Source organism: Bacteroides sp. GM023, assembly GCF_014750685.1.
Classification (GTDB): domain Bacteria; phylum Bacteroidota; class Bacteroidia; order Bacteroidales; family Bacteroidaceae; genus Bacteroides.
This window is the reverse complement of sequence record NZ_JAAXGE010000001.1, coordinates 655,037-670,818: the sequence shown is the minus strand read 5'-3', so window position 1 is coordinate 670,818 and position 15,782 is coordinate 655,037. Positions and strand designations below refer to the sequence as shown.

General features: G+C 41.0%; 14 protein-coding genes and 1 riboswitch. Of the genes, 3 read left to right on the top strand and 11 right to left on the bottom strand.

What is annotated here, in order from left to right; translation table 11 throughout:
- The first annotated feature begins 1 nt into the window (after position 1).
- Positions 2-622, top strand: a complete 621-nt coding sequence (locus tag HC965_RS02525; RefSeq protein ID WP_191029948.1) for a TetR/AcrR family transcriptional regulator — start codon at positions 2-4, stop codon at positions 620-622.
- Between the two features lie 189 nt (positions 623-811).
- Here HC965_RS02525 and HC965_RS02520 read toward each other — a convergent pair whose 3' ends face one another.
- From HC965_RS02520 to HC965_RS02475, 10 genes are all read right to left on the bottom strand, one after another.
- Positions 812-1,231 carry a pyridoxamine 5'-phosphate oxidase family protein gene (locus HC965_RS02520; RefSeq protein WP_191029947.1) on the bottom strand — a complete coding sequence of 140 codons (420 nt, stop codon included), beginning with the start codon at positions 1,229-1,231 and terminating at the stop codon, positions 812-814.
- A 91-nt stretch (positions 1,232-1,322) separates the two neighbouring features.
- The gene (locus HC965_RS02515; protein ID WP_191029946.1) at positions 1,323-2,201 is read right to left on the bottom strand and encodes an AraC family transcriptional regulator; all 879 of its coding nucleotides are present in this window, start codon (positions 2,199-2,201) and stop codon (positions 1,323-1,325) included.
- A 125-nt stretch (positions 2,202-2,326) separates the two neighbouring features.
- A complete protein-coding gene (locus tag HC965_RS02510; protein WP_191029945.1) occupies positions 2,327-2,875 on the bottom strand; it encodes a Crp/Fnr family transcriptional regulator in 549 nt (182 codons plus the stop codon).
- A 40-nt stretch (positions 2,876-2,915) separates the two neighbouring features.
- Positions 2,916-4,280: an MATE family efflux transporter gene (locus HC965_RS02505; protein ID WP_191029944.1), complete on the bottom strand. Its 1,365-nt coding sequence runs from the start codon at positions 4,278-4,280 to the stop codon at positions 2,916-2,918.
- A 204-nt stretch (positions 4,281-4,484) separates the two neighbouring features.
- Positions 4,485-6,041, bottom strand: coding sequence for an STM4011 family radical SAM protein (locus HC965_RS02500; RefSeq protein ID WP_191029943.1), 1,557 nt, complete (start codon positions 6,039-6,041; stop codon positions 4,485-4,487).
- 11 nt (positions 6,042-6,052) lie between these two features.
- Complete coding sequence (locus HC965_RS02495; RefSeq protein WP_191029942.1) at positions 6,053-7,330, bottom strand: STM4012 family radical SAM protein; 1,278 nt, start codon at positions 7,328-7,330, stop codon at positions 6,053-6,055.
- Positions 7,327-8,181, bottom strand: coding sequence for an STM4013/SEN3800 family hydrolase (locus HC965_RS02490; protein ID WP_191029941.1), 855 nt, complete (start codon positions 8,179-8,181; stop codon positions 7,327-7,329). Before HC965_RS02490 ends, HC965_RS02495 begins: the two co-directional genes overlap by 4 nt.
- Positions 8,168-9,178, bottom strand: a complete 1,011-nt coding sequence (locus HC965_RS02485) for an STM4014 family protein (RefSeq protein WP_191029940.1) — start codon at positions 9,176-9,178, stop codon at positions 8,168-8,170. Before HC965_RS02485 ends, HC965_RS02490 begins: the two co-directional genes overlap by 14 nt.
- A gap of 5 nt (positions 9,179-9,183) precedes the next feature.
- A complete protein-coding gene (locus HC965_RS02480; protein WP_191029939.1) occupies positions 9,184-10,257 on the bottom strand; it encodes an STM4015 family protein in 1,074 nt (357 codons plus the stop codon).
- A 214-nt stretch (positions 10,258-10,471) separates the two neighbouring features.
- A complete protein-coding gene (locus HC965_RS02475) occupies positions 10,472-11,605 on the bottom strand; it encodes an OmpA family protein (protein ID WP_191029938.1) in 1,134 nt (377 codons plus the stop codon).
- Positions 11,606-11,845: 240 nt separating this feature from the next.
- Positions 11,846-12,067: riboswitch (cobalamin riboswitch) on the top strand.
- A 129-nt stretch (positions 12,068-12,196) separates the two neighbouring features.
- On the opposite strand from HC965_RS02475, the gene nrdD reads away from it, so the two are divergent.
- On the top strand, positions 12,197-14,290 hold the full coding sequence (gene nrdD, locus HC965_RS02470) for an anaerobic ribonucleoside-triphosphate reductase (RefSeq protein WP_191029937.1): 2,094 nt from the start codon (positions 12,197-12,199) through the stop codon (positions 14,288-14,290).
- Complete coding sequence (gene nrdG, locus HC965_RS02465) at positions 14,274-14,759, top strand: anaerobic ribonucleoside-triphosphate reductase activating protein (protein ID WP_191029936.1); 486 nt, start codon at positions 14,274-14,276, stop codon at positions 14,757-14,759. Before nrdD ends, nrdG begins: the two co-directional genes overlap by 17 nt.
- Before the next feature lie 8 nt (positions 14,760-14,767).
- Here nrdG and HC965_RS02460 read toward each other — a convergent pair whose 3' ends face one another.
- Entirely contained in the window at positions 14,768-15,769 is a 1,002-nt protein-coding gene (locus HC965_RS02460; RefSeq protein WP_191029935.1) for an aldo/keto reductase, read from the bottom strand.
- Positions 15,770-15,782: the final 13 nt, after the last annotated feature.

The following is a 15,782-nucleotide window of genomic DNA, read 5'->3' as shown; positions in this document are numbered from 1 at the left end:
TATGGCAACAACGGAATATAACGATTTGGAGCGACAGATAATCGACACCGCTCAACAGATTTTTATTGAAAAAGGATTTGCAGGAACAAGCATGAGTGATATAGCTGCAACTGTTGGAATCAACAGGCCCACGCTGCATTATTACTTTCGGACGAAAGATAAGATGTTCAAGGCGGTATTCGGTTCGATAGTGATGTCATTAATGCCTAAAATACATGATATTATAAGACTGGATGTCTCCTTTGTAGACCGCATGGGGATGATTTTGGATGAATATATCGAGCTTTTCACGAAAGACCCTTATCTCCCCAAGTTCATATGCGGAGAGATACAACGGGATGTGAACCATTTGCTCGAGTCAGCCAAAGAGCTTCAGTTTGATGCGGCTTTGTCTCTTGTAAAAGATACTCTACTGAAAGAAATGGAAGCAGGAAAAATAAAGAAAGTGCCATTACCGATGGTCTTTCTAACCTTTTACAGCCTGCTGACTTATCCTTTTCTTGTAAGAAATCTGATAACGACTTTGTTTCTGGATAATGAAGAGGATTTTACAAGCTTCCTGCAAGAATGGAAACAACATATCATTACCGAGTTGACGAACTTATTATCCAATGATAAATAAGTTCGTTTTCATCCATAGATAAATTAAATTATTCAGTATAATATGTGCCACATCAATGCCACTTCGATGTCACAACAGTGCCATCGAAGTGGCACGCTTGTGACAAAGTCATGGCACAGTTGTGCCACCGTGGTGGCACAACCATCTATAAGCAAGAAATGAATATTGAAAAGAGGGATTAGAATTATACTACTCTACAACAAAGCTTTCAGACTTAAAGTTACTGTAAAAGCGACCTGAAACCGCTGTAAACTTCAAGACACAATAATCGGGGTCTGTCACTCCTTCCGGGTAGTACATCGTGTCCCCTTCCTGCCATACCATCTCTTTGCTGGCAGCGTCAGTTAGTACTTTCATAGTGCCGCGCAGCATGACTCCCCTGAAGAATCTTGTATCACAAAAGTAAATACAGGCATGACCGTTCTCCCGGTATTGCGCAACACGCATGGATGAAGTGTTCGTTGTCAGATAAATCGTCTTTATCCCTTCTCTTTTCCTTGGTTGTAACATTGCCTTGATATTGGGAAATCCTTCATTATCCACCGAACCGATAAAAGCTATTTTCAGCTTATCAATCATATTTCCTACTGTTTTTTCTGCGTCTCTCATTGTTCTTTTATTTTTTAGTTATTAGCTGATGCGAAAGTAGGAAAATGCCAGAAAAGCAGTGTAATAAAAAGAAAGGGAGAAATAGCACTTTTTACGGTTTATGCGTTTTTCGATACATCAATGGAGTTTCCCCCGTATGTTGCCGGAAACTGCGTATAAAATAAGAAACCGTTGAAAAGCAGAGTTCAAGTGCAATATCAGATATAGGAAAGTCCGTATAAACAAGCAGTCTTTTAGCCTCATCCATCACCTTATTCTGAATATATTGTTTCGCGCTAAGTCCCATTGTTGAGGTGATAATCTCATTCAGATAATTAGGGGTGATGCAGAGTTTGTCCGCATAATATTGAACAGAATGTTGTTCTTTGGAATGAGCGGATACCAAGTTCATGAATTTACTTACATGGGTATTGGCGGATTCTTTCCCTCTATCCTCCCCTGTGGAGTTCATTTGAAGATAGGCACGATTCAGCAACATCAGCACTTCATAAAGTAAGGCTCGTAATACATGCACGTCATTCTGCTGATACGAATCAATTTCCATCTTAATATTGTGCAGCGTTTGAAGAATGCGAGTATAAAGTTCAGCCGGCAAATGCAATTTCGACGACGTCCTTCCCATCTCAAAGAATGAAAGATGCTGCACAAACAGAGAATCCTTAAAAAGAGAGGACAGAAACTCTTCTTCAAAAATCAAAGCATACCCATTGACTATGCATTGGGTATCCCAATTCCGTATCTCTCCCGGTTTGGAGAAAACCACATCACAGGGAGTTGCCGCATAAGTCTGATTGTCTATCGAAAAACTCCCCTCACCTTCCGTTATAAAAGTAATGTCATAGTAAGTCAACGTATGGACAGTATTTTTTGCCAAGAACTTCTTCACGTATTTCAGTTCTACGACATCTACCAGGAGTTCGCTGCCATACTTGTTCTTATAGAAAGTATATCGGGGTATTGAGTTTTTCATATAGAATACAAAAATAATATTCCTTACCAAATAATCCAAAGACTTTCCCGATTCAATAGAATTGAGTTATCAATGATTTATCTGATAAGGAATACTCTTAAATATATAAGTCAAGGTAGTATTCCTTATTTGGAACTTCCCGCCAAATATCCCAAACTTGTCACATCAGCTCCCAAATAATGAGTGATGTGTTTCAGAGGGACTCTGTAAAGAATATCCGGAATCTCTGACAATAAAGAGAGATACCTTTCTCTTACCGTTAGTTTGCGTACGTTTACATTCTCCTCCTCTTTAAAGTAAAACTGATACTCCATCAGTTGGCGGACTAAGTTTGCAAATGATATGGATGTTGCGCACAACTCTTCAATCTCATCTTCACTGATATAATAAGCCGCACACTTCGTCAGCGTTTTAACAGAGTATGTACTGGAATTGTAACATAGTATAGCGTCACCTTCAGACAGGAATCTGATGGTTCTATCCTCTCCCTCATAAGTAGCATAGGTATGCAGGATGCCGGAAACAATAATATACAAGCTCTGCTCGGGCATTGTGGCAGAAGCAATTCGTTCCCCTTTATCCCAATACACCATTTCCATACGAGCCAACAGCTCTTTCACTTCTTTTTCATCAACCTGATACTCAAAACAGAGTTTCTTTAAATAAGCTTCCATACAAAATTGATTTTAGTTAATATATGTCACTTAAAAACACCTAATTCGTCATAACAGGCATCATTGTGCCTTTCAAATACATTCTCTTCTGATTATATCGTAAATACCAAATACATATTAACAGAGAAACCACCGTCGATATAGCCGGAGCGAATCCCATGATATACAGCGACGAACTGTCTATCTGACTGAACCAATACGACAACGGGATGCGGAACAGGAAAGTAGCTATCAGACTGTGAATCATCGGGAACAACGAGTTTCCTTGTCCGCTGAAATATGAATTAATGCAGAACACGAAACTTACAACGATACAGTCAAGACTATAACTTCTCAAATAATCTGCCGCCATTGCCACCACCGCAGTATCTTTAGTAAAGAATGAGGTGAGAGTTTCCGGGAAGAATTGCGAATATCCGCAAAACGACACACCGAAAACAAGAGCAATTCCAATCCCTGAAGCAAGACATTTATTCATCCTCTTTATAAGTCCCGCTCCATAGTTCTGTGCTGTCATAGTTGCCACAGCGGATGATATAGCCATTGGCGGCAACATGGCAAACACGATGATTTTCTCTACAACACCCAAAGAAGCCGATGCAATCACTCCCATCTGATTCACAATAACAGTGATTAGCAGAAACGAGACGTTGATTAAAGCATCCTGCAATGCGATAGGTGCGCCCAATACCATGATTTTCTTAGACAGATTCCGATTCAAGCGGATATCTTTCTTTGAAAAATCAAAATGGAATCCATGACGGTAGAGAAACCAAAGAGCTATTACAAAGCTGATTCCTTGTGCCGTTATCGTAGCAACAGCAGCTCCGGTAGCTCCCAAATGGAAATATCCTACCAGTACAAAATCAAGCACTATATTTATCACACATGCCAACCCTACAAAATAAAGCGGTGTTTTGGAATCTCCCAATCCGCGCATAATACCACACACTACGTTATAGCCTACTATAAATAGAATCCCCATCGAGCACACTAAAATATAGTTTCTTGTATCGGCCATCGCTTCCGGCGGAGTATGCATCCATTCGGCTATCTGACCATGAAACATGACCATAAGCAGAGTAAGCAGTACACCGGTAATTGAAAACAGCCATATGGAAGATCCGATAGTAAAAGCTACTTTTCGGTTATCTTTCGCTCCGGTAGCTATGGCGATCAATACAGTTGTTCCGGTAGTAATACCAAGAATGATACCTGTAATTGTCTGCATTACCTGACTACCGATAGCTACGGCCGCCACACTTGCCGAATCGTCGTATTGTCCTACAACAAAAAGGTCAGCCCCGCCATAAAGCGCTTGGAGCACATTGGCAATCAGGAAAGGTACTGCAAACTGTAACAGTACTTTCGGTACACTTCCTTGTGTCAAATTTAACTCTTTCATAGTTCTTTCGATACTTATCCTCTTAATCTTATTTTGTTACAACATAAAAAAAGTGCCGGACAAGCGAATGATTTACACCATTCATCTTATCCAGCACTATAATTATTATTATAGCACCCTCCGATGAGGATTTTTATGCCTGTCCCTATTTTAGGGCTGCAAATATGGGCTTTGTTTTCATAACTACCAAATTTAAATCGGTTTTTATTTTTTTTCGAGAGTATAACTGTTTAAATGAAAGAAAGCTGGCAATCTATCCGGATTCAAAATATAACGTGCCCGTTCTTTTAAAGCGGACTCTGCATCCATCACCGCACAGGAGTGAGGAACTACGGACATCATAGACCAGTCTTTCAACGAATTTCCTACTACCAGGACATGTTCTGTAGGCAGATTTAAAGCCTTGCAGATTTGAAGCATTCCTTCTTTCTTACTTGCTTCGTGATGGATTACCGTTATTAGGGGAGCTTTATAAAATATCTGATACGGTCTTTCTTTTAGTTGAGATAGAATCTCTTCTCTTTGTTTCTTGTTACGTACAAGCAGGCTATACTTATAAATCTGTCCTTCATAGCTATGAGTCGTAATCTTTATCGGTTCTTCGCAGGTAATTGATAACATTTCAACCGGCAAGCATTTACTTTGACCAGCATAAGACAATAAACCACCATCTGCAAAAACTCCCCCTTTGAACAAGCTGAAAAAAGTCTTTCCTAATTTTCTTCGTGCCTGCTCCATCGACAGAGAAGTAGCAAGATACAACGAAGCAGATTGCGCCATATATCGCAAAACATTAGCATAGCTCTCGGGAACCTTTCCTTGTGCATCTGTCAATGTCCCGTCCACATCAAAAAAGACAGTGGTAATAAGTGGTTTATCCGGTATTCGCCAAAACGTTCCCTCTCCCATTATCCTATGCAAGGGATGATTGTGCAGATTACTGAAAGCAATGTAGCAATCACAGACTTTCCGCTTACATGGAAGCGAAAGATTCAAATTTTCATTCTTATAGAGATTTCCAACCTTCACCCGGCTTCGGGGACAAGCATAAATATCACCTTTCCAATCGACCAAACAACTACTTCTTCCACCTGTACAAACATCCCATTGCGCCGGAGCATTCTTCAAATCATATTCAAAAAGGTTATCCAACTGACTGAAAAAACGTATATCCTCCCGACTAAGAGGTGTCCTTAATCCCTGCATGGCATTAATAAACAGATAAATATCCGGCAAAAGAGTATTCCGCAAGTCGCTAAGTTCAGCTTTCGCAGACGGATTTCCTACTGCTCCGGCACAAACCTGCATTCCTGCATGATGGAGCGTATGAAGTTGCTTGACGAATTTCCCGACCGAAGTCATTTCCGGATGAAAACTAGCCCACACCTTTATCTTACTTATTAAAGCCGGAGTTGTTTGAAGTTCATTCAACCATTGTCCTGCAGGAAAAGAAAGATTAGTCTGACAGGAAATTCCGATAACGTGTGGTAATGCTGCCAAACGCATCATTCCCTCGCGATAATAGCGATGTATCAATGCTTCACCGTAGGGAATGATAAATAACTGCAAAGACTCTCCTTTCCATTGTTCGATGGCTGTGATAAAATTCTCCCAAGTCTGTTTGTCCTGCTCCACGTTTGTGGTAGCTGTCAAATGAGACTTCTTACCAAAAGAACAATAAGAACAAGTATAATTGCAACTATCCAGTTTGCCACGATAGTATATGCGTTTGATAGAGAGCAGAGAGCCTTCGTTTGCCATTACAGTTTCATTCAATAAGAATAAGTTTCCATTAGTTGTCTTATTTCAGAAGTAACAAATAGCTGACCGATATAATCAGAATATCCCATTCCTTCAGAAGTAAGGCAAATACGACCGTTATCCATTTCCTTTATCCATTGATGTTCCGCCAATTGCTGAAACAGTGGAATCATTTCCAAAGGTTCTCCAAACCGCCGTTCATATTCGGCTTTATCAATCCCCATATAGTACATCAGATTTTTGATAATGAAACGCTGTTGTTGTTCTTTTTGAGAAAGGATAAACCCGTTCCGGGCTACTGTGAAATCAGTTATTGCCATATACTTGTCTATCTCCTCTCCGATACACCGTTGGTAAACCGTATAGCGGGTGGCATAATGCAAATCACCTAAATAACTACGTCCACCGGAACCACAGGAAAGCATTACTTCATCACCACACGAAACTTCCGCATCCGTAGATGGATGTTGAATGAAACGGCGCATGGAAGTCTGTAAAAATTCTCTTTCCTTCAAAAAATCACGAGCCGCACAATACATCTGAAAACAAACGGCATCAGATTCCCGTTCCGTGATAGCTGTTCCTTGACGTACATATAACGGATAAATAAAGAGCTCATTAGGCTGGAACCGAAGAGCTTGTTCTAATGAATAAAGGAAGCTTTCAACAGTTTGTCCTTTGATTCCATAAATCAAGTCGATATTAAAATATGGAAAGTCCATTTCCCGAATAGCGTTAAGCGCCTGGCAGATAGAATCCTGTCGGGGACGCCTTTTCAAAGCTATCAGTTCTTTATCCTGGAAACTTTGTATGCCAATACTTACACGAGCCACGCCTGCCTGTTTTAATAAATTCAAACGGGGCGCATCGGCATATTCGGGTGACGTTTCTACAGAAGTGAAAGCATTGGACGGATGCACGCCAAACAATGCGGCAGTATCTAAAAGAAACTCCAGTTGGGGAACAGTGAGAAGTAATGGCGTACCGCCACCGATAGCAAAACTGTCAAATGCCAGTCCGGTGGTGAGTGGCGCCAATTGTTGTGCCTGCTTACGAAGCGTATTCAAATAATCCGTGATGTACTCCTCACGATTCGTTTGCAGAGAAAACAGATTGCAGTAGCCACATTTATGGCTGCAAAAAGGGATATGAAAATAAAGAGACGCATTTCTCCCTTCCACTTGTTCCAGGTAAGGAAGCAGCGAAACCGGAGACGAAAAAGGACGATAAGCAGTTTTATGTGGATAGCTATACATATAATCTACATATCGTGATAACGGTTGATTCATTTTTTCGGTAAGATAAAGTGTTTGTAAGGGACTGTGTAAACTGTTTCGTGGGATATACAATGATATTCATATCCATCCTCGCCATAACAAGTGCCGTGGTCGGAAAGGGCAATCGCCAGCGTATCAGCCCGCTTCTGAAAAGCTTCAAACAAACGGGGCAACTGGCTGTCTATATATTGCAGCGCAGCGGCATGCGATTCTTTGTCATCCTTCACTTTACCGTTCACGTAATGACAGTTCGGATAATGGATGGCAGAGAAGTTGATATACATAAAAATCCGTTTGTCCGCAGGATAGTTTTCAAGTTTCCTGAGCGCAAAGTCTATCTGAGTTTCCGTACTGTCAATGGCAGTGCAACCAAAGGTAGGCAACCAATAGCTTTTAGTAAAATAGCCGGGGAATACACGTCCCATCTCATTGCGTTTACTAAAGAAATTCACGCCGCCTATGCAAATCGTTTCATATCCGACATTGGCAAGGCTCTGCACAAATGTAGCTTCCGTAAAGGGATAGCTTCCTTTGGGCGGAATACGTCCTGTACCTGCTTGCACAGGGAAAAACAACCATTTACGGCTTCGCAGCAAATGAGGTTCTGCCGGAGAAGGCAGAAACCCGGCAAAGATGGCAAAGTGGGATGGATACGTGAAATTTCCCGGAGCGTGTCGCTTCTCCCATTCTCCACCATGACTATTCAGCACAGGCGTTCGTCCGGCAGCTTCTTCTTCCTTACTGACATCATAGCGTAAAGTATCAAAGCAAAGCATCAGTATATCATGAGTACCCACCACCTGATTCATATCCAAATCCGGATATTGATTCTGTTCTCCAGCCGGTAGTTCATCTATTTGCATGATTATAGTTCTTTTTTATAGTTCTTATTTGTTGGGTATATATAGAATTACGGTCAAACATATCCTGGTAAACATGGTCGCCTTGCCCGTTGACTTCTATTATATAAGGTATATCTGTTCCTCTCTCTATCAGCACGTCTACTCCGGCATATTGCAAATCCAACGTTCGGACGGCTTCCTGGCACTGAAAAAAGATTTGTTTTTGCATCTCTTCCGATAAAGGTAATTCGCTCCACAGATGCGCGTTGTTGTTCAGATGCAGATTGGTAATGCTTCCTTTACTGCATCTCACTACTATATAATCTATTTCAGCTTCCCGGCACACTACCCGAAGGTCATAATTCTCTCCCTGTAACTGTTCTTTAGGAATCCATTCTTCCAATATGGCTTCCGTTTGTATCACAGCTTCCGCCAACGGGACAATCTCTTTTTCCGTGCTCAAACGATGAATCCGTTTAGTATTATGAATCACTCCGTCCACTTGTTGCAGCGTAGTATAAACCACCCATTTCTTCCGGCCGGACTGATAGCGGATAGCCATAATGCCGCCTGCCCCCGAACCATAACGGGGTTTCAGAAAACATCCTCTGCTACAACCGGCAAGAAGTTGCCGCAATTCATCGAAAGACTGTGGAGAAGGTAACATCGGAGTGACTTTCAATCCCCTATCCGATAGAATCCGTTTGGTTTCCTGCTTATCGAGAGCACGCAATAATGCATGGGGAGTATTCAAAAAATGCACATCATCAGATAGTCTTATCCCACCCAAACGTCTTAATGTCTCCTTATACTCCTGGTTCGACAAAGCATATTTCAGAAAATCAGTTTCACTGCTTACCCAAGGCTCCAGTTTGATAACTGCCTGCCGCAACAACGGCAAGCAGTTAAAAAGTTCTTCGTAAGTCATAAAACGAATCTCCGTCTGCAAGCATCTGCCTGCTTCGACAAAGTATTCGACACGTTTGGACAAAGAGTTGCTGACAACGATTATCTGCATTCCCCCTACTCCGTAATCATCGGGTAATAGTATACTTCGTCATCATCCTCGTCCGCATCCTGAGTATCGGAAACATCTATTTTCATAGGAAGAGCCTGCAATTTCTTCTTCATGTCCTTACTCAGGTAATTATAGCTCATATCAATAAATTTCAGATGAGAAATCTTATCCAAATTATCCAGTAACAATTGAGCGCCTTCATCTTTAAGAGTACCGGCAGAAATATCCATTGTTTCCAGTTGGGGAAGAATATCCGATTGCAGGAACATTTCTACAATATTGTCTTGTTCTTCGGAGTTTACAAGTCCAAAATAAGTTAGTTTCGGGAAACGTTCTTTGGAGAACAACGGGCGGAATATCTCTAAATCTCCTTCAAATCCATAATCTTCGACACCTACATACAGAATCAACTTTTCCAGATTAGGAAAATCGGAAGCTATAATATCTTCCACTACTTCGGTAGGAAGACCGCCGCTGATAATTTCGAGTGAACGCAATTCCGGACGTGAAGTCTGTCCCAGGCGCAGGTTATTCGTTCCTTTTATCTTCAAGTCCTTCAATTTGGGCATGGCATCGAGCAACGGACTAAGGTCTGTCTGCTCAATCCAGGAAACTTCCTGTTCTTCCTGTTCAATATCTCCCCAAAACAGTCCTTCTATTTGCGCAAACTTATCTTTATGTTCGAGCATTCCTTCCAGTAATTCCGAGCAATCTTCACACTCGTAATTCCAGCAACCGATAGTAATCTGTTTATAGTCAGGCAGGTGCTTGTCTTTCAGAATCTTATCCAGGAGATTAACACCATTATCATATTCATCGTAGCTCAACGCAAATTTCTTAGCTTCCACTTTCATCTCGCGTGCTGTTTCTTCCGCAGTCTCCACATAGCCTTTCTTTGTCTTTTCAGCTATCAGTTTATTAGCGGCTTTTTCGGCTTCTTCGGTAGTTGCGAAGTTCTTCACTTGTGTTTGTCCGTCCGTTCCCAGTTTACCATAATTTACAGTAACATCTGTTCCGGCTACATCGATACTCCAAAATTTCTGTGACTTAAAGTCTTGAAATACGAACACTCTCTTCATAATACAGTTTTTAATGGTTGATATTTGCACGTTCAGTTTTGAACCTGCATGAACAATGTTTGCAAAAATAGCTATTTTATGTTATGTACAAAGAAATCGCATACTAAACTTTCATACCTTTAGAGAACAATCCATTCATTTATCATACCTACTATATACAACAAGGGCTGCCCTTTGAAAGAGCAGCCCCATTATTCTATCTCAATGTATCTACTTAATCTTCAATAGTACATATACTTACGCGGTTCCAATCCGGTTCGGTGAACATATCGCCTACACCCTGACCTTCAGCTGTGATACGAGAAGCACTGATTTTGTATTTATTGACTAAGATAGTCTTAACAGCTTCAGCACGTGCAGCGGCAATTCTTGCATTGACTTCCACACTACCTTCAGGAGAAGCATATCCCTTAATCACGACTTTTGCATCGGCATATTTCTTCATGTAAGAAGCTACGCGTTCTACGTTAGGAAGCTGTGAAGCGTCAACAGATGAACGGCCTTGTCTGAAAGTAATGATAGATTCAGGTACACGGGCAGTTTTTACTACTGTTTCCACAGGAACAACCTTTGTGCGGCATGCTTCAAGTTCTTCTTGCAATCCGTTGATTCTCTGATTTGCACTGTTCAGTTCACCATCCTTGTTGTTTACTTCTGAACGAAGAGCGTTGATTGAAGAGTTCAGACCGTCGATTTCTGCCTGGTTGTAAACTCTCACTTTAGCAAAATGGTGAGTTCCGTTACTCGTCTTAAAGTGGTAAGTCAATCCGGCTGTCAATTCGAAAGCAGCATTATTGGCATTGAAACGGCTCTTTGATTCATTGAAATCACCTTGCATATCATATACGATGGCAGGTTTGATACCCAATGTCCATGCCTTGCTTTCACCCAAGTTGAAATTGAAATTCAGTCCGAAGCGGGTAGACCAGGAGTTTTGGTCACCATCACCATTCACATAATAATGCAACCATCCCATTCCTGCAACAGCTTCCACCTCAAACAAACGAGGACTGCCGTTATAACTTGCAAACAGGTTCATCAGATTGACTTTACCCAATACGCTAACATCCGTAGCATCGAAAGCAGTCTTACTCTGAGTGGTATTGATATATCCCATACCCTGTAATCCTAATCCGAAAATAGGAGTTAATTGTTTTGAAATACCGACTCCGAAAGCAGGACGTGCATTCTTAAAGAAAGCACTGTGAGTCAAAGGAGTGATTGCACCAGCATTTACTTCGACAGCCCAATTGTCTGTCAATTTTGTACCTTCTACAACTGACTGGGCATTCGCTGTAAAACCACCCAATACAAAAGCTAATAGAATAATAGATTTTCTCATAATCATACGTTTTAAAAATGTAATGTTTTATTTGCTAAATCATTAGAAATGTTTTGTTTGGCCATGTCTAATTTTCTAGTTCATAATTAAGTTTGTTATTCACTTTAGACAACATATCATATCAAATATTAGTTCGCAAGCCCTGAGGGTAATTAACATCTATTGTGTTTTCGGGATAACTTTCTACCCTTATTCTGATAAAGAATATTTTTTTTCCCTTTTCAGTTGGAATATTGATTTAATTTCTAACTTTGCCGCAGTATCGGTTTCCGAATCAGCCTCATGCCCGAAACGGAATCAAAAGGGAATCCTGTGAAAGTCAGGAACTATCCCCGTAGCTGTAAGTTTCATTTCTTGAAAAGTTTAAAAGAAGCGTTGTGACATTCTCTGCCACTGGTTCGCAAGCGAACCGGGAAGGCGTCACTACAGAAACAAGTCAGAAGACCTGCCGATATGTAATCCGTTATTCCAGGCTTTCGGGTGAAAGGCAATAGAACGTATCTTAACCAGGTCCATTTTATTCATATCTCCAAAGATTGTCATGCGCGAATAACTATGTAAGCACAGATTTTATTTGTTAATTCTTAAAATATAGGTATGATTAGTTCGGAGATATTTATTATCAAAAGAGATGGGAAAAAGGAAGTCTTTTCCCTGGACAAGATTAAGAATGCGATATCCAAAGCATTTTTATCAGTAGGCAGTTTCGCAACACAGGATGTTATCACCAATGTGTTGAGCCGCGTTAGTATCAGTGATGGAAGCAACGTGGAAGAAATTCAGAACCAAGTGGAAGTAGCCCTGATGGCTGAACATTATTACAGCGTAGCCAAAGCGTATATGCTGTATCGGCAAAAACACCTGGAAGACCGCGAAGTAAGGGACAAGCTCAAGTTCCTGCTGGATTATTGTGACGCTTCCAACCCGGCAACAGGCAGCAAGTATGACTCTAACGCCAATGTAGAAAATAAGAATATCGCCACTCTGATAGGTGAACTGCCCAAGTCCAACTTTATCCGTCTCAATCGCCGTTTACTGATTGACCGTCTGAAAGATATGTATGGCAAGGAAGTTTCCGACCGTTATTTGGAACTTTTGAATCATCACTTCATTTATAAAAATGATGAAACCAACCTAGCTAATTATTGCGCAAGTATCACCATGTATCCTTGGTTAATCAGTGGAACAACGGCTGTAGGCGGTAATTCAACAGCCCCGACTAATCTGAAATCTTTCTGTGGCGGATTCGTCAATATGGTGTTCATCGTATCCAGTATGTTGAGCGGCGCGTGTGCTACTCCTGAATTTCTGATGTACATGAATTATTTTGTAGGACTGGAATATGGGCAGGATTATTATAAGCATGCTGATAAAATCGTAGATTTATCTCAGAAGCAACGTACGATTGATAAAATGATAACAGATTGCTTCGAGCAAATCGTATATTCTATCAATCAACCTACCGGAGCACGCAATTTTCAGGCTGTTTTCTGGAACGTGGCTTATTATGACAAGTATTATTTCAATAGCCTTTTTGAACACTTCGTATTCCCCGACGGTAGCAAACCCGACTGGGATTCACTGAGTTGGTTGCAAAAACGCTTTATGAAATGGTTTAATAAGGAACGCACGCGCTCTGTATTGACATTCCCCGTTGAGACAATGGCGCTTCTGACTAAAGACGGTGATGTACTGGACAAAGAATATGGTGATTTTACTGCCGAAATGTATGCCGAAGGTCATTCATTCTTTACGTATATGAGTGATAATGCCGATTCTTTGAGTAGCTGCTGCCGCTTGCGCAATGAAATACAAGATAATGGTTTCAGTTATACACTGGGAGCCGGTGGAGTTTCCACGGGTTCAAAGAGTGTGCTCACGATTAATCTGAACCGCTGCATCCAACATGCTGTAAAATCAGGAAAACTTTATCCTTTCTTCCTTGAAGAAGTAGTGGATTTGGTACATAAAGTACAGCTTGCCTACAATGAGAACCTGAAACAGTTGCAGGAAAAGGGTATGTTGCCTCTGTTTGACGCAGGCTATATCAATATGGGACGCCAGTATCTGACAATTGGTGTCAACGGATTGGTAGAAGCTGCACAGTTTATGGGTATTGATATTAATGACAATCCCAAATACGAGGCTTTTGTACAGGAGATTCTAGGCATGATTGAGAAATACAATAAGAAGTATCGCACCAAAGATGTACTGTTCAACTGTGAAATGATTCCTGCTGAAAATGTGGGTGTAAAACATGCCAAATGGGATAAAGAAGCCGGTTTCCAAACTTTCCGTGAATGTTATAACAGCTATTTCTATATCGTGGAAGACAAATCGCTGAATATTGTCGACAAGTTCCGTATGCATGGTCATCGCTATATTGAACATCTGACGGGTGGTTCTGCTCTCCATATGAATTTGGAAGAGCATCTCAGCAAGGAACAGTATAGACAATTACTTCGTGTATCTGCTACCGAAGGCTGTAATTACTTCACATTCAACATTCCAAATACTGTTTGCAATGAATGTAATCATATCGACAAGAGGTATCTGCATGAATGTCCGGAATGTCACAGCAAGAATGTGGATTATCTGACCCGCGTTATCGGATATATGAAACGAATCAGCAATTTCTCACAAGCACGGCAGAAGGAAGCCGACTTAAGATATTATGCTGAAGTACGCTGATTACGATATTGTCTTTCAGGAGATACCGGATGAGGTAACTCTCGCCATCAATCTCTCCAACTGTCCCAATCATTGTAAAGGGTGTCACAGCTCGTATCTGATGGAGAACGTTGGAGAGCCATTGACGGAAGAGAGCCTTTCCATGTTACTTGACAAATACGGAAAGGCTATCACCTGTGTTTGTTTCATGGGTGGCGATGCATCACCTTCGGAAATAGAACAGCTAGCCTGCTTTTTACATCGGCAAACCATGATTCAGGTAAAAGTAGGATGGTATTCCGGGAAATCCAAACTGCCGGATAATTTTAATATAGACTATTTTCAGTACATCAAACTGGGGCCATACATAGAATCATTGGGTGGATTAAAATCTGCTACTACTAATCAGCATTTATATCATATTGTTGATGGGAATATGCAAGATATCACTTATCGTTTTCTTCCTAACGCGGTCGAAAAGATTTCATAATATGGTATCTATTTATTCACAAACTTAAAATCATTCTCATTATACCGATTTCCAACATTAGGATATTTTATTAGCAGTTGCTCTATACTTACCATATCTTCCGGAGATAACTCGATGTCTACAGCTCCTGCATTTTCTTCTAAATATTTGATTCGTTTTGTTCCGGGAATCGGTATAATGTTTTCACCCTGTGCCAATAACCAAGCTAATGCCAGTTGGGCGGGTGTTCTTTTTTTCTCTGCTGCAAGATTTGCAAATTCGGCCGCTAACTTCCGATTATTCTCCCAATATTCACCATTATAACGAGGTAAATGTTTGCGATAATCATTATCTTTCAATAAGTCTGTATGAATCGTATTGGTAACGAGCCCTCTTCCTAAAGGGGAAAAGGGAATGAGTGTCACTCCCAATTCTTTTGTCAAAGGTAGAATTTCTCCTTCTACGTCACGTGTCAACAAAGAATATTCACTTTCGAGAGCTACAATGGGATGCACGGCACAGGCTCTTCGCAAGGATTCAGGAGAACACTCACTCAATCCCAAATAGCGGACTTTCCCTTCTTTCACCAGGTCGGCCATCGCACCAACAGTTTCTTCAATAGGAACTGCCGGGTCTACCCGATGCGCATAATACAAATCGATGGTTTCAATCTTCAATCGTTTCAGGCTATTTTCTACTGCCTGCCTGATATAAGCAGGGGAACCATCAACATAACTCTCACCACCGCCAAATACACTTCCTTGACTATTGCGCAGTCGAAAGCCAAACTTTGTCGCAATAAAAATTTGTTCCCGTTTCTCAGCCAGTACTGTTGAAAGCAATTTTTCATTGGCACCATTGTCATACACATCGGCTGTATCCCAAAAGTTGATTCCGAGTTCCAACGCGTGATATAAGGTTGCCATACTCTCTTTTTCATCAGCTATCCCGTAAGCTGCGCTCATTCCCATACAGCCCAATCCGATGGCGGAAAGGCGTACCTCCGTTTTACCTAGTCTTCTGTACTTCATAATTTTCATAAGT

What these genes read in the sequence shown, in the direction of transcription:
- HC965_RS02525 (WP_191029948.1), top strand. Translation starts at nt 2, where the DNA reads ATGGCAACAACGGAATATAACGATTTGGAGCGACAGATAATCGACACC.
- HC965_RS02520 (WP_191029947.1), bottom strand. Translation starts at nt 1,231, where the DNA reads ATGAGAGACGCAGAAAAAACAGTAGGAAATATGATTGATAAGCTGAAA.
- HC965_RS02515 (WP_191029946.1), bottom strand. Translation starts at nt 2,201, where the DNA reads ATGAAAAACTCAATACCCCGATATACTTTCTATAAGAACAAGTATGGC.
- HC965_RS02510 (WP_191029945.1), bottom strand. Translation starts at nt 2,875, where the DNA reads ATGGAAGCTTATTTAAAGAAACTCTGTTTTGAGTATCAGGTTGATGAA.
- HC965_RS02505 (WP_191029944.1), bottom strand. Translation starts at nt 4,280, where the DNA reads ATGAAAGAGTTAAATTTGACACAAGGAAGTGTACCGAAAGTACTGTTA.
- HC965_RS02500 (WP_191029943.1), bottom strand. Translation starts at nt 6,041, where the DNA reads ATGGCAAACGAAGGCTCTCTGCTCTCTATCAAACGCATATACTATCGT.
- HC965_RS02495 (WP_191029942.1), bottom strand. Translation starts at nt 7,330, where the DNA reads ATGAATCAACCGTTATCACGATATGTAGATTATATGTATAGCTATCCA.
- HC965_RS02490 (WP_191029941.1), bottom strand. Translation starts at nt 8,181, where the DNA reads ATGCAAATAGATGAACTACCGGCTGGAGAACAGAATCAATATCCGGAT.
- HC965_RS02485 (WP_191029940.1), bottom strand. Translation starts at nt 9,178, where the DNA reads ATGCAGATAATCGTTGTCAGCAACTCTTTGTCCAAACGTGTCGAATAC.
- HC965_RS02480 (WP_191029939.1), bottom strand. Translation starts at nt 10,257, where the DNA reads ATGAAGAGAGTGTTCGTATTTCAAGACTTTAAGTCACAGAAATTTTGG.
- HC965_RS02475 (WP_191029938.1), bottom strand. Translation starts at nt 11,605, where the DNA reads ATGATTATGAGAAAATCTATTATTCTATTAGCTTTTGTATTGGGTGGT.
- nrdD (WP_191029937.1), top strand. Translation starts at nt 12,197, where the DNA reads ATGATTAGTTCGGAGATATTTATTATCAAAAGAGATGGGAAAAAGGAA.
- nrdG (WP_191029936.1), top strand. Translation starts at nt 14,274, where the DNA reads ATGCTGAAGTACGCTGATTACGATATTGTCTTTCAGGAGATACCGGAT.
- HC965_RS02460 (WP_191029935.1), bottom strand. Translation starts at nt 15,769, where the DNA reads ATGAAGTACAGAAGACTAGGTAAAACGGAGGTACGCCTTTCCGCCATC.